The sequence below is a fragment of the Reyranella aquatilis genome, assembly GCF_020880995.1.
Taxonomy (GTDB): Bacteria; Pseudomonadota; Alphaproteobacteria; order Reyranellales; family Reyranellaceae; genus Reyranella; species Reyranella aquatilis.
Map to the genome: position 1 here is coordinate 352,592 of NZ_JAJISD010000006.1, position 13,311 is coordinate 365,902.

Consider the following 13,311-nt stretch of genomic DNA (forward strand, 5'->3'; position numbering starts at 1 on the left):
CATGTCGCCCAAAAGCACCTTCACCGTCGGCATCGATGTCGGCGGCACCTTCACCGACCTGCTGGCGATCGATCCCGCCTCGAACGAGGTGAGGCTGGCCAAGGTGCCGACCACGGTCGAGAACCAGGCGATCGGCTTCATGGCCGCACTGGCGGCGGCCAGCCTCGACCCGGCGCTGTTGCAGGCGGTCGTCCACGGCACGACCACGACCACCAACGCGTTGCTGGAACGCAAGATCGCCAGGGTCGGCCTGATCACCACCAAGGGCTTCCGCGACGTGCTGGAGCTGGGCCGCCGCACGCGCCCGCAGCCCTATGGCCTGCGCGGCACCTTCCGGCCGGTGATCGACCGCGAGGTGCGGCTCGAAGTGCCCGAGCGCATGGATGCCGACGGCAAGATCCTGACGCCGCTCGACGAGGAGGCCGTTGCAGGAGCGGCGAAGGCCTTGCTGGCGGCGGGATGCGAGGCTGTCGTCATCCATTTCCTGCACAGCTACATCAACCCGGCGCACGAGCGGCGAGCCGCCGAGATCGTGCGCGGGCTCTGGCCCAACGCCTATGTCACGGCAGGGCACGTCATCCTGTCGGAATATCGCGAGTACGAGCGCGGCGTGACCGCGGCGGTGAACGCCTCGGTCCAGCCGGTGCTCGACCGCTACCTGTCGCGGCTGCGGACCGAACTGAAGGCCAAGGGCTTCGACCGCGACCTGCTGGTGATGCAGGGCAATGGCGGCACCATCTCCTCGCAGCTGATCGCCGAGGCGGCGGTCAACACGGTGATGTCCGGCCCGGCCTCGGGCGTTATGGCCGCCGCCTATACCGGCCGCGCCTCGGGCCATCCCAACCTGATCACCTACGACATGGGCGGCACCTCGACCGACGTCGGCCTGATCGAGAATGCCGTGCCGCAGGTCTCGGGCGAGCTCGAGATCGAGTATGCGATGCCGATCCACGTGCCGATGGTCGACGTGCACACGATCGGCGCGGGCGGGGGGTCCATCGCCTCGGTCGATGCGGCGGGCATGCTGAGGGTTGGACCGGAGAGCGCGGGCGCGCGGCCCGGTCCCATCTGCTACGGCCGCGGCGGCGCCGAGCCCACCATCACCGACGCCAATCTGGTGCTTGGCCGGCTCAATCCCGACAAGCTGCTGGGCGTCGACCATCCCGTGACGCTCGACCATGTGCGCGACCTCATGCGGGAGAAGGTCGGCCAGCGGCTCGGCCTCGATGCCGAATCGGCGGCCGCGGCCATCCTGCGGATCGCCAACGACCGCATGGCTGGCGCGGTGCGCCTGGTGTCGCTGTCGCGCGGCCACGATCCGCGCGACTTCGCGCTGTTCGCTTTCGGCGGCGCGGGTCCCCTGCATGCGACGGCGCTGGCGCGCGAACTGGGCATTCCCACGGTGCTGGTGCCGGCGCGGCCCGGCATCACCAATGCGCTGGGCTGCGTCGTGGCCGACCTGCGCCATGACTATGTGCGCACGGTGAACAAGCCTTTGTCGGCCGTCGACGACGCCACGGTGGCGCGCATCTATGCCGAGCAGGCGGCCGAGGGCGAGGCCACGATCGGGCGCGAGGGCGTGCCGGTGCGCGAACTGCGCCGCGTGCTGTCCGCCGACATGCAGTTCCAGGGGCAGAGTCACATCCTGTCGGTCGGCGTCGACAGCGCCGAGATCGGCGTCGCCGGCCTGCACAAGGCGTTTGCCGCCGCCTACTTCCGCCGCTTCGGCATCGAGCTGGCGGAGATCCCGCCGGTTCTCGTCAACCTGCACACGGCGGTGATCGGCGTGCGCCCCGAAATCTCGCTGGACGCGCTCGCCGCCACCGATCGAGCGCCCACGCTCGCGGCCGCGAAACTCGGCACCCGCCGCGTGTGGTTCAGCGACGGCTGGCACGACACGCCAGTCTATGCCCGCGAAATGCTGCCGCTCGACGCCACGCTCGAAGGACCGGCGATCCTCGAACAGCTCGACTGCACGACCGTCGTCGAACCGGGCGACACGGTCCGGCAGGACAGGCTCGGCAATTTGCTGATTTCCGTTTCTTAACTCGGATTGAATTGTCATCCTGAGCGAAGCGAAGGATCCTTCGCTCACGCTCAGGATGACACTGAGTTTTGGGAGGAAAAAGTGAAAGTAACCGACGTCGTCTGCCACATCCTGAGCTGCAAGGTCGATAAGCCCTTCGTCTCGGCGCGCGGCTGGGTCTATGGCACGCGCTCGACCTGCCTGGTCGAGATCTCGACGGACGAGGGCATTACCGGATGGGGCGAGTGCTACGGGCCCGCCGCCGTCGCCAAGACCTTCGTCGACACGCAGTTCAAGGCGCGCGTCGTCGGCAGGGATCCGTTCGACGTCGAGGCGATCTGGGAAGATCTCTACAACAGGATCAAGGATTACGGCACAACCGGCATGGCGATCTCGGCCATCTCCGGCATCGACATCGCGCTGTGGGACATCATGGGCCGCGCGGTTAACAAGCCGGTCCACAAGCTGATCGGCGGTGCCTATCGCAGCGAGGTGATTCCCTACGCGACCGGGCTCTACTTCATCGACATGAACCGGCTCGTCGAGGAGGCGGTCGAGGAGGCGCTGGAGTTCAAGCACGCCGGCTTCCAGGCCATCAAGATGAAGATCGGGCTGGGCGACCTGAAGCTCGACACCAAGCGCGTCGCCGCCGTGCGCGAGGCGATCGGCCCGAACGTGAAGCTGGCAGTCGACGCCAACCACTGCTTCTCGGTGCCCAACGCCATCAAGCTCGGCCGCATGCTGGAGGAACACGACATCCTGTGGTTCGAGGAGCCGATCAGTCCCGAGGACCATGATGGCTACATCGAGGTCACGCGCGCGCTCGACATGGCGGTGGCCGGCGGCGAGAACGACTTTACCCGATGGGGCTTCCGCGACGTCATCGCGAAGAAGGCGATGGACATCGTGCAACCCGACCTCTGCGCCGCCGGCGGCTTCTCGGAGTGCCGCAAGATCGCGACGCTCGCCTCGGCCTTCGGCGTCGAATGCGTGCCGCACGCCTGGGGTTCGGCCATTGGGCTCGCCGCCACGGTGCAGTTCTTGGCGGCGCTGCCCGACCAGCCGCCGGCCTTCCGCCCGATGCCGCCGATGCTCGAGTTCGAGCAGACGCCCAATCCCCTGCGCGATCACCTGGCGCAGGCGCCGATCGAGCAGAAGAAGGGCATCGTGACGGTCCCGACCGGACCGGGCCTCGGCATCGAGATCGATCGCGAGGTGCTGAAGAAATACAAGGTGGCGTGACGCACGACCGGCGTCCGCCGACAGCGTGCGGACGGGAGGAAGACACCAATGAAAATCGTCGACGTAAAGGCCTATCCGACCAGCTATCGCGTGCCCAAGGAGCTGCAGGTTTCGCTCGGCATCGGCACCATGACCAAGCGCGACTGCGTGATGGTCAAGGTGACGACCGAGGACGGGATCGTGGGCTGGGGCGAGAGCCATCATGCGCGCTCGCCGGGCAGCATCGGCCACCTGATCAACACGACCCTGAAGGGGTTTGTTGTCGGCATGGATGCGACCGACACGGTCGGCATCTGGGCGAAGATCTACAAGTTCCAGCTCGGCAGCCACGGCATGGGCGCCGCCACCGCCATGGCGATGAGCGGCCTCGACCAGGCGCTATGGGACATCAAGGGCAAGGCGGTGGGCTGGCCGCTCTACAAGCTGCTGGGCGGCTCCAACAGGCCGGTGCCGGCCTATGCCGGCGGCATCTCCCTGGGTTACCAGGCGCCGGAATCGCTGGCCGACGAGGCCGAACCGATGGTGGCGGCGGGCTACAAGGCTCTGAAGCTCAGGGTCGGCGACAGCGTGAAGAACGACATCGCGCGCATGACGGCGGTGCGCAAGCGCTTCGGCGACGACATGGTGCTGCTGACCGACGCCAACACCGGCTACACGGTAGAGGATGTGCGCCGCGTCATGCCGGCGATGGACGAGCTGGGCATCTCCTGGCTGGAGGAGCCGTTCCCGGCCCACGACCATCGCTCCTACGCGATGGCCAAGGGCTGGGGCGTGACGCCGCTGGCGGCCGGCGAGAACCACTACACGCGCTTCGAGTTCCACCGCATCATCGAGGACGGCAACATCACCATCCTGCAGCCCGATCTTTCCAAGAGCGGCGGCATCACCGAGGTGCAGCGCATCGCGGCCGCCGCCTCGATGTGGAAGCTGCCGATCCATCCGCACAGTTCGATGACCGGCCTCAATCACGCCGTGTCGATCCACTTCCTGGCGTCGATCGATAATGGCGGCTACTTCGAGGCCGATCTCTCCGTGGCCAACAAGTTCCGCGACGAGCTGGGCAGCGCGCCGTGGGAGATCGGCAAGGACGGCACCGTCCGCCCGCTCGACAAGCCCGGCATCGGTGTCGAGATCGACGAGGACTTCCTGATCGCCCACCCGGTGATCGAAGGGCCAGGTTATGTGTGACCCCGGTCGCCGTTCACAAAAGGACCTCATGCTGAGGAGGCCGCAAAGCGGCCGTCTCGAAGCATGGGCACGCGCACCACGTCTGTTGCCCATCCTTCGAGACGCCGCGCTCCGCGCGGCTCCTCAGGATGAGGTGGTAGGTCTTGAGAAAGACCAGTCCCGGACGCCCTACGTCGCCGGAATGAGATCGCTCGCCTTCTCCGCGATGGCGTTGGTCGCGGCGTAGGTATTGCCCGACACCATCGTCGGCATGCAGGAGGCGTCGGCGACACGCAGCCCCTCCAGGCCGATCACGCGCATGCTCAGCGGATCGACCACGGCCATCGGATCGGTGCCGAGCTTGGCGGTGCCGACCGGGTGATAGGTCGTCGAGCCGGTCGCGCGGGCATGTGCCATCCATTGCTCGTCGGTCTGCACGGTCGGTCCCGGCAGGTTCTCCTCGATCACGTAAGAGCTGAGCGGCGGCGTGGCGAGCAGCTTGCGCAGGTACTTCATCGCCGCCAGCAGCGCGTCGCGATCGTGCTGGACGGCGAGGTAATTCGGCTGGATCTCGGGCTTGGCCGTGGGATCGGCGCTGGTCGCCTTGACGTGTCCCGTGCTTTCGGGCCGAAGCTGCGAGACGCCGAGCGTCATGCCCGGCACGCGGTCGAGTTCCGAGGTGCCGTAGCGGCCGGGCATGTAGCTGGCCGGCGCGAAGTAGAGCTGCATGTCGGGCGTGGCGAGGCCCGGACGCGTCTTGAAGTAGCCGCCGGCGTGGCTGGGCGCCGCCGTCAACAGGCCCTTGCGCGTGAAGGCATAGCGCAGCACCTCGCCCACCAGCGGCAGGCCGCGGCTCTTCTCGTTCAACGAGCCTGCGCCCTTCACGAGGGCCGAGACGCGCACCGCATAGTGGTCGCGGAAATTGCGGCCCACGCCCGGCAGCGCATGCTTCACTGCCACGCCGATCTCACGCAGGTCGTCGGCGTTGCCGATGCCGGAGATCTGCAGGAGCTGCGGCGTGTTGATCGCGCCACCGCTCAGGATCACGTCGCGACGGGCGCGGAGCTGCTTGGTCTGGCCGCCCTGGCGATAGGTGATGCCGGTGGCGCGCCGGCCTTCGAGGTCGATGCGTTCGACCAGTGCGTGAGTAATGATCCTCAGGTTCTGGCGGCCCATTGCCGGACGCAGGTAGGCGTCGACCGGGCTCCAGCGGCGGCCGCCCTTCATCATGTTCTGATAGAGCATGGTGCCTTCCTGGTCGCCGCTGTTGTAGTCGGGCGAGCGCTTCAGCCCGAGCGCCTCGTTGGCGTCCATGAAGGCGTCGCTCAGCACATGCGGGTCGCGCTGGTCCTCGATCACCAGCGGGCCCGAGCGGCCGCGCACCTCGTCGCTGCCGCCGGTGCGGCTCTCGGCGCGCTTGAAGTAGGGCAGCAGGTCGTCCCACGACCAGCCGCGGCAGCCGAGCTGTGCCCAGGTGTCGTAGTCGGCGGACTGGCCGCGCACGTACAGATGGCCGTTGATGGAGCCCGAGCCGCCCAACACCTTGCCGCGCGGAAACCTTATCCTCCGGCCGTCGATGTGCGGGCCAGGGGCGGTCTCGTAGCCCCAGTTGAGATTGTCGTTGTAGACCGTCTTGTTGAAGCCGGCCGGCACCTTGATCCAGATATGGTTGTCCTTGCCGCCCGCCTCGATCACCGCGACCGAGTTCTTGCCCGAGGCCGACAGGCGATTGGCCAGCACGCATCCCGCGGCGCCGGCTCCGACGATGATGTAGTCGAACTCTTCCATTCTGTTTCCTCCCCTTCTTGTGAAGGTGGTTCTTGTCAGGCAGCCACGACGAGTGTCGATGCCAGCTGGCGCACCGACTTCACCATCGCCATGGCGACCAGCTTGCCGGTCTTGCGGTTCTCCTCGCTGACGGCCACGTCCTCCATGAAGGTGAACCGGCCGAACGTGCCTTTGGCTTCCAGCTCGACGATGTGCGTGGTGAGGGCCGGATCGGCCACGATCACGACTCGCGTTTTGTCGAGGCCGAGACCCGCAATGGCGGCGGCGGCCGAGATGTTCACGTTCTGCGGATATAGTCGCGCGCCCTCGCGCACCGGCCCGTCGAAAACGGTGTAGGGTGCCGTTAGGCCGTCGAGATCGACCAGCGTCTCGGCGATCGTGCCTTTCCACGCCGACGGGTCCTTGCGCACCGTGACGGTGACACTCTCCAGCCCGCCGACCGCGGCACTGCTCAGGATGTCGAGCGCGCCGATGCCGGCCGAGGGCAGGATCAGGCGCCTGCCGCTGGCTTTCGCGGCCGCCAGCAATCGATCGAACAGCGCCGTATCGGTGAAGGCGCCGACGGACGTGACCAGAAAATCTGCGCCGTTCTCCAGCACGCGCTGACCGTACATGCTGACGGCCTCGTGGCCGGCGCATTCGGCCACGGCATCGAACTTGTGCGCGAAAAAGCGGTCGGGCTCGTGCGTCAGCAGGCCCTCCTGCCGGGGCCGGCGCACGAGGACGGACACCAGCTCGATATTCTCCAGCCCGGCAGCTTCGACATGCCTGCCGATGGCGCCGTAACCGATCAATCCCAGCTTCACGAATGCACCTTCACGAGAGGCGGGCCTCCACCCAGCGCGCCCAAGCGACGAGCTGGTCGTCGCTGCGCAGCGGCGCGATCAGCTGCACCGACAGCGGCAGGCCGAATGGGCCGGCATTGAACGGCAGGGCAATGCAGGGCGTGCCCAAAAGCGTCCAGAAGCGATTGAAGATCGGATCGCCTGTATAGCCGAGACCGGCTGGTGCCTCGCCACGGGCGGCCGGCGCCAGCAGGAAGTCGAAGCGTTCCCACACCGCGGCGAGATCGGCCAGCGCCCGGCGCTTGCGCTTCTTCGCGTCGGCGAGCTGGGCGCGGGTGACGCTGTCGCCAACCTCGAGGCTCGCCGTCAGGCCGGGCGACAGGAGGTGGGGGAAGCGGGCGCGTTCCGGCCCGTAATGCTGGGTCGCCTCCTTGGTCATCACCCGGTTGTGCGCGGTGATCAGCGGCCCCCAGCTCTCGGGCATTTCCCAATCGCGCACCCTGGCGCCGCCGGCCCGCAGCGTGCGGGCGGCGACCTCGATGTTCTTCCTGTTGTACGGCTCGGCCTGGTCCCACCACAAAGTGCGGCAGAGACCGACGCGCGGCGCATGCTGGGGCGGATCGGCCGGCGCGTGGCCGTAGGCCGCGCGGATCAGCGCCAGGTCGTTGGCCGTGCGCGTGAAGAACCCCAGCGTGTCGAGGCTGCGGGCGTAGGTCTTGATGCCCGTCGTGTCGGCCCAGCCGAAGGTGCCCTTGTAGGCCACGACGCCGTTGAAGGCGCCGGGGCGGATCACCGAGCCGGAGGTCTGCGTGCCGTATCCGATGGGCACCATCGTGTCGGCGACGGCGGCTGCCGAGCCCGAGGAGGAGCCTCCCGGCGTATGGCGGAGATTGTGCGGATTGTGCGTCTTGCCGGCATGGGCGCCGGCGAATTCGGTCGTCACCGACTTGCCAAGCACGATGGCGCCCGCGTTCACCAGCTGCGTCACGCAGGCCGCGTCGCGGCCGGCGACATGGTCGCGGTAGATTGGCGAGCCGCAGGTGGTGGGCATCGTCCTGGTCGAGATGATGTCCTTCACCGCGAGCGGGATGCCGTGCAGCGGCCCCACCGGCCGGGCGCGCTTGTCGAGCATGTCGGCGCGCTTGCGGGCGCCTTCGGCGTCGAGCGCCTCCCAGGCGTGGACCTGCCCCTCGCGCAGCTCGATCCGGTCGAGGCACGCTTCGACGAGGTCGCGCGCCTTCAGGCGCTTCTGCGACATGCGCAGGATCGCTTCGCTCGCCGACAGCCTGTTGGGCGATTTCGCCATGCGTTCTTCCCCCTCGTAGCCAGTTGGGCGCATGATGACCGAGCCCCGGACGGAAAGGTAGTCCGGCACAATCAGGGAGCGGGCGATGCCCCACGGACTTCCGTTCAAGGTCCAGAAGCTCGGCCACGCGGTGGTGAACGTCACCGACCTCGAACGGTCGCGGCGCTTCTATACCGAGGTGCTGGGCTTCAAGGTCTCCGACGTCTACCCCGCCAGCATGATGCCGGGAGGCATGGTGTTCCTGCGCTCCAACGGCGACCATCATTGCCTGGCGCTGGTCGGCGGTGCGCCGGCCGCGGAGGTCCGGGCACGCACGCTGCACCACCTTGCTTTCGAACTGGCGACGCTCGACGAGGTGTTCCGCGCCCGCGACCACCTCAGGGCGCACGGCGTCGAGATCGTCTACGAGGGCCGCCGCCGCGCCGGCTGCCAGGTCTCGGTCGAGTTCCTCGACCTGGACGGCCATCATCTCGAACTCTACTGGGGCGTCGACCAGATCGGCTCCGACGACCGCTCCCGGCCGGCCGAGGAATGGCGCCAGACCCTGACCCTCGAGGACGCCGTGCGCATCGCGCCGCCGGGACAGGACACGACCCTGCACGATTCCGAACTCAAGAGACGCATTTCCGAACGCTAGGCTGGCATGCCGCTTGCTGCCGGGAGCCTATACGTCAGGAGGGCTCCATGGACATCGGTGTGTTCATTCCGATCGGAAACAATGGCTGGCTGATCTCCACCACGTCGCCGCAATACATGCCGAGCTTCGATCTCAACCGGCAGATCGTGCAGAAGGCCGAGGGCTACGGGCTCGATTTTGCCCTGTCGATGATCAAGCTGCGCGGCTTCGGCGGCGAGAGCGAGTTCTGGGACCACAATCTCGAATCCTTCACCCTGATGGCGGGGCTCGCGGCGGTGACGAGCAAGATCCGCCTCTATGCCTCGGTCGCGGTGCTCACCATCCCGCCGGCGATCGTGGCGCGCATGGCCTCGACCATCGATTCGATCTCGCACGGGCGGTTCGGCGTGAACATCGTGTCGGGCTGGGCCAAGGACGAATACGAGCAGATGGGCCTGTGGCCGGGCGAGGCCTATTTCGGCTACCGCTACGACTACAGCACCGAGTTCGTCACGGTGATGAAGGAACTCTGGGAGACCGGCACTTCCGACTTCAAGGGCAAGTACTTCCAGATGTCGGACTGCAAGCTGAGTCCGCGCCCCGGGACGCCGATCAAGATCGTGAGCGCCGGGCAAAGCCCGCGCGGCATGGAGTTCGGTGCGACCTACTGCAACTACAACTTCACCCTGGGCAAGGGCGTGAACACGCCGACCGCTCATGCGCCGACCAACCAGCTGATGGTCGATGCGGCGGCCAGGACCGGCCGCGACGTCGGCAACTACGTGCTGATGATGGTGATCGCCGACGAGACCGACGAGAAGGCGATGGCCAAGTGGAAGCTCTACAACGAGGGGGCCGACATGGGCGCGATGGCCTGGATGTCGGGCCAGGCCGATGCCGATCCCAATGCGGCCGAGGGCGGCACCGCCAAGGCGATCTCCGCGCCGGAGGGCGCGATCAACTTCAACATGGGCACGCTGGTCGGCTCCTATGCCAGCGTGGCGAGGATGCTCGACGAATGCGCCACCGTGCCCGGTACCAAGGGCATCATGCTGACCTTCGACGATTTCCTGGCCGGCATGGACCAGTTCGGCCGGCACATCCAGCCGCTGATGAAGTGCCGCAGCGACCGGCTGGCCCAAGCAGCCTGAGCCTCGACCTCAACCCGAGGGGCGCAGGCGCGCGTCTCAGGGTGCGGGTGTTTTGTATGGGGCTCTGTCAGTGCTCCGACTTGGCGGGCGTCTCCAACGGCGCCGGCGGCTTGGTGCCCATCCAGCCCTTGACCGTTTCGCGGAAGCGCTGGAAGGCGACGTAGAGGCCCGGGATCACGAAGATGCCGAGGAACGACGCCGCGATCATGCCGCCGAACACCGCGGTGCCGACGGCGCGCTGGGTGGCGGCGCCGGCGCCCGAGGCGATCACCAGCGGGATCAGGCCGCAGATGAAGGCGAACGAGGTCATCATCACGGCGCGGAAGCGCAGGCCCGCGGCCGTGGTGGCGGCCGTGACGACATCGACGCCCTTGGCGCGCTCGGCCATCGCGAACTCGATGATCAGGATGGCGTTCTTGGCGGCCAGCGCGATCAGTACGACGATGCCGATCTGGGCATAGATGTTGTTGTCGAGGCCGGCGACGAAGAGCGCCGTCACGGCGCCGAACAGGCCGACCGCCACCGACAGCAGGGCGGCGAGCGGGATCGCGGTGCTCTCGTAGAGGCCGACCAGGAACAGGTAGGCGAAGACCACCGCCAGGCCGAGGATGAACCCGGTCTGGCCGCTGGCGGCCTTCTCCTGCAGCGCCGTGCCCGTCCATTCGTAGCCGAAGCCGGCGGGCAGGGTCGACTTCGCCAGCCTCTCCATGGCGGCCAGCGCATCGCCCGAGGAATAGCCGGCGGCCGGCGCACCGTTCAGCGTCACCGAACGCAGGTTGTTGTAGCGGATGATCGACGAGGGCGCGGTGATCAGCTCGACGTTGGCCACGGTCTGCAGCGGGATCAGCTCGCCGCTGGAGGATCGGATACGCACGCGGAACACGTCGTTGACGCTCTTGCGGTCCGACGCCTCGGCCTGGACCTTCACCTGCCAGGTCTTGCCGAACAGGTTGAAGTCGTTGGTGTAGGTGCCGCCCATCGAGGTCTGCAGCGCCGAGAAGATGTCGGCGATGTTGACGCCCAGCGCCTGGGCGCGCTCGCGGTCGATTTTGAGGTTGATCTGGGGCGTCGAGGCCGCGTAGGTCGTGAACACGCCCTGCAGCTCGGGCACCTGCTGCGCCGAGATCATGAGCCCGCGCGCCACGGCGGCGAGTTCGGTCGGCGAGGCACCGGCCAGCGCCTGCAGCTGGAACTCGAAGCCCGAGGAATTGCCCAGGCCCATGATGGGCGGCAGGTTGAAGGCGAAGACATTGGCCGCCGCGATCTGCTGGAAGGCGGCATTGACCGTCTTCAACGCCTCGAACACCGAGAGATTGCCCGCCTTGCGCTCGTCGAACGGCTTCAGGGCCACGACGACCAGGGCGCGGTTGGGGAGGGCCAGCCCGTCGAGCAGGCTGAAACCGCTCACCGTGAAGATGCTCTGCAGCCAGGGCTGTCCTTCGATCGACTTCTCGACCTGTTCGACGGCACCCAGCGTGCGGTTGGTCGAGGCCGCGTCCGGCAGCTGGACCTCCGCCATGAAGGCCCCCTGGTCCTCGTCGGGCAGGAAGCCCGAGGAGACCATGGAGCCGATACCACCGGTGCCGGCGACGAAGCCCGCGACCAGCAACAGGGCCACGATGCCGCGACGGGCCAGTGGGGTCACCACCTTCACGTATCCGTCGCGCGTCCGGTCGATGCGGCCCTGCATCCAGCCGATGACGCCGGTGGGCTTCTTCTTGTGACGCAGGATGAGCGAGCACAGCGCGGGCGAGAGCGACAGGGCGTTGATCGCCGAGATGATCATCGAGACCGAGACGGCGACCGCGAACTGCGCGTAGAGCTGGCCGGAGATGCCCGGAATGAAGGCGGTCGGGATGAACACCGACAGCAGCACCAGCGTGATGGCGATGATCGGGCCGGTGACCTGGCCCATCGCCTTCTCGGTCGCCTCGGCGACCGTGAGGTGGGGCTCGTGCTCCAGGATGTGCTCGACCGCCTCGACCACGACGATGGCGTCGTCGACCACGATGCCGATGGCCAGCACCAGCGCCAGCAGCGAGATGGTGTTGGCCGAGTAGCCCATCGCCAGCATGACGGCGAAGGTGCCGACCAGGGCCACCGGCACGGCGATGATCGGGATGATCGTGGCGCGCAGGTTGCCGAGGAAGATGAAGACCACGATGCCGACCAGCACGAAGGCCTCGATCAGCGTCTTGATCACGCTCTTGATCGTGGCCTTCACGAACACGGTCGTGTCGTACATGACGTCGTAGGCGACGTCCTCGGGGAAGCGCGGCTCGAGGTCCTTCAGCGCCTGGCGGACGCCCTCGGCGGTGGCCAGCGCGTTGGCGCCGGGGAGCTGGTAGATCTGGATGCCGGTGGCGGCCCTGCCGTTGTAGCGGCCGGACTGGTCGCTGTTCTTGGCGCCGAGTTCGACGCGGGCGATGTCCTTGATGCGGACCAGCGCGCCGTCGGACTGGGCGCGCACCACGATGTTCTCGAATTCCTCGACCGTCGTCAGGCGGCCCTGGGTGGTGATGTTGAGCTGGAAGTCGACGTCGTTCATCAGCGGCGCGGCACCCACGAGGCCGACGGCCGCCTGCACGTTCTGCGCCTGCACCGCCTTCACCACGTCGTCGGGCGTGATGTCGAGGCTGGCCATGCGCTCGAGGTTCAGCCAGACGCGCATCGAATAGTCGAGCGCGCCGAACAGCGTCGCGTTGCCGACGCCGGGCACGCGACGCAGCGTGTCGAGCAGGTTGATGGTCGTGAAGTTCGACAGGAACAGGCCGTCGCGGCTTCCCTTGGGCGAATAGACGGCGACGACCTGCAGCAGCGCCGAGGACTGCTTCTTGGTGGTGACGCCGTTGCGCTGCACCTCGGGCGGCAGCAGCGCGATTGCCTGGTTGACTCGGTTGGTGACGTTGACGGTGTTGAGGTCGGGATTCGAGCCGACCTCGAAGCTGACGGTCAGGTCGTAGCTGCCGTCGCCGCCCGAGGTCGACTTCATGTAGATCATGCGCTCGACGCCGTTGACCTGCGCCTCGATGACCTGAGCCACGCTCTCCTCGACCGCCTGGGCCGAGGCGCCGGGATAGACCGCCGTGACCTTGACCTGCGGCGGCACGATGTCGGGGAACTGCGCCACCGGCATCGCCGTCATGGCGATGATGCCGGCGATGCTGATGACCGTGGAGATGACGAAGGCCAGCCGCGGCCGGCGGATGAACAGCGACGCGATGCTCATG

At 67.4% G+C, this 13,311-nt stretch carries 9 protein-coding genes; 5 read left to right on the plus strand and 4 right to left on the minus strand.

Annotation, left to right across the window (positions count from 1 at the left end; translation table 11 throughout):
• Window position 1 precedes the first annotated feature (1 nt).
• The 3 genes from LJ725_RS16195 (at window position 2) to LJ725_RS16205 (ending at window position 4,456) form a co-directional block, all read left to right on the plus strand.
• A complete protein-coding gene (locus LJ725_RS16195) occupies window positions 2-2,047 on the plus strand; it encodes a hydantoinase/oxoprolinase family protein (RefSeq protein ID WP_230551677.1) in 2,046 nt (681 codons plus the stop codon).
• A gap of 81 nt (window positions 2,048-2,128) precedes the next feature.
• Window positions 2,129-3,268 carry a mandelate racemase/muconate lactonizing enzyme family protein gene (locus tag LJ725_RS16200; protein WP_230551678.1) on the plus strand — a complete coding sequence of 380 codons (1,140 nt, stop codon included), beginning with the start codon at window positions 2,129-2,131 and terminating at the stop codon, window positions 3,266-3,268.
• A 48-nt stretch (window positions 3,269-3,316) separates the two neighbouring features.
• Complete coding sequence (locus tag LJ725_RS16205; RefSeq protein WP_230551679.1) at window positions 3,317-4,456, plus strand: mandelate racemase/muconate lactonizing enzyme family protein; 1,140 nt, start codon at window positions 3,317-3,319, stop codon at window positions 4,454-4,456.
• 168 nt (window positions 4,457-4,624) lie between these two features.
• On the opposite strand, the gene LJ725_RS16210 is transcribed toward LJ725_RS16205, so the two are convergent.
• From LJ725_RS16210 to LJ725_RS16220, 3 genes are read right to left on the minus strand one after another with little or no spacing between them, the layout of a single operon-like run.
• Entirely contained in the window at window positions 4,625-6,223 is a 1,599-nt protein-coding gene (locus LJ725_RS16210) for a GMC family oxidoreductase (protein ID WP_230551680.1), read from the minus strand.
• Window positions 6,224-6,258: 35 nt separating this feature from the next.
• A complete protein-coding gene (locus tag LJ725_RS16215; protein ID WP_230551681.1) occupies window positions 6,259-7,029 on the minus strand; it encodes an aspartate dehydrogenase in 771 nt (256 codons plus the stop codon).
• A gap of 10 nt (window positions 7,030-7,039) precedes the next feature.
• Window positions 7,040-8,314 (minus strand): amidase, encoded by a 1,275-nt coding sequence (locus LJ725_RS16220; RefSeq protein WP_230551682.1) that lies wholly within the window; start codon window positions 8,312-8,314, stop codon window positions 7,040-7,042.
• 85 nt (window positions 8,315-8,399) lie between these two features.
• Between LJ725_RS16220 and LJ725_RS16225 the strand changes: the two genes are divergently transcribed.
• Window positions 8,400-8,951, plus strand: coding sequence for a VOC family protein (locus LJ725_RS16225; RefSeq protein WP_230551683.1), 552 nt, complete (start codon window positions 8,400-8,402; stop codon window positions 8,949-8,951).
• 47 nt (window positions 8,952-8,998) lie between these two features.
• Window positions 8,999-10,081: a pyrimidine utilization protein A gene (gene rutA / locus LJ725_RS16230; protein ID WP_230551684.1), complete on the plus strand. Its 1,083-nt coding sequence runs from the start codon at window positions 8,999-9,001 to the stop codon at window positions 10,079-10,081.
• A gap of 67 nt (window positions 10,082-10,148) precedes the next feature.
• On the opposite strand, the gene LJ725_RS16235 is transcribed toward rutA, so the two are convergent.
• Window positions 10,149-13,310, minus strand: coding sequence for an efflux RND transporter permease subunit (locus LJ725_RS16235; RefSeq protein WP_230551685.1), 3,162 nt, complete (start codon window positions 13,308-13,310; stop codon window positions 10,149-10,151).
• Between the last annotated feature and the right edge of the window lies 1 nt (window position 13,311).

Coding starts and splice junctions, on each gene's coding strand:
- LJ725_RS16210 (WP_230551680.1), bottom strand. CDS start 6,223: ATGGAAGAGTTCGACTACATCATCGTCGGAGCCGGCGCCGCGGGATGC.
- rutA (WP_230551684.1), top strand. CDS start 8,999: ATGGACATCGGTGTGTTCATTCCGATCGGAAACAATGGCTGGCTGATC.
- LJ725_RS16220 (WP_230551682.1), bottom strand. CDS start 8,314: ATGGCGAAATCGCCCAACAGGCTGTCGGCGAGCGAAGCGATCCTGCGC.
- LJ725_RS16205 (WP_230551679.1), top strand. CDS start 3,317: ATGAAAATCGTCGACGTAAAGGCCTATCCGACCAGCTATCGCGTGCCC.
- LJ725_RS16195 (WP_230551677.1), top strand. CDS start 2: ATGTCGCCCAAAAGCACCTTCACCGTCGGCATCGATGTCGGCGGCACC.
- LJ725_RS16225 (WP_230551683.1), top strand. CDS start 8,400: ATGCCCCACGGACTTCCGTTCAAGGTCCAGAAGCTCGGCCACGCGGTG.
- LJ725_RS16235 (WP_230551685.1), bottom strand. CDS start 13,310: ATGAGCATCGCGTCGCTGTTCATCCGCCGGCCGCGGCTGGCCTTCGTC.